The organism is Nocardiopsis sp. MG754419, from assembly GCF_018207095.1.
Lineage (GTDB): Bacteria > Actinomycetota > Actinomycetes > Streptosporangiales > Streptosporangiaceae > Nocardiopsis.
Window position 1 is genome coordinate 1 of record NZ_QOCZ01000446.1, and the last position, 308, is coordinate 308.

General features: G+C 77.3%; 1 pseudogene. It reads right to left on the minus strand.

The window, feature by feature from the left end:
- Window positions 1-308, minus strand: a pseudogene (locus DSY14_RS28485) (cupin); the annotation flags it as partial.

Genomic DNA, 308 nt, shown 5'->3' on the forward strand with positions numbered 1-308 from the left:
CGAGGTGCCCGCACATGCCCCAGGCCGGGCCCGCCACGCCACGGTGGACGGAGGCACGGGACAGGTGGGCGGTGTCGCCCGAGGCGAGCGCCTCCAGGTGGGAGGCGGTGCGGGCCACCTCCGCGCCGGGACCGTGCGCGAACCGGGTGCGCCACTCGGGCAGGCGGTCCGCGACCAGCCTCAGGGCGGCGTCGTAGAGGTCGGTCAGGGCGGTGACGTCGCCCGTGGCGAGGCGGAGTCGCAACGCGGTGAACCCGGCGATGGCGAGGTCGCGTCGTTCGCGGGCGGAGCGTTCGGGATCGGCGGGG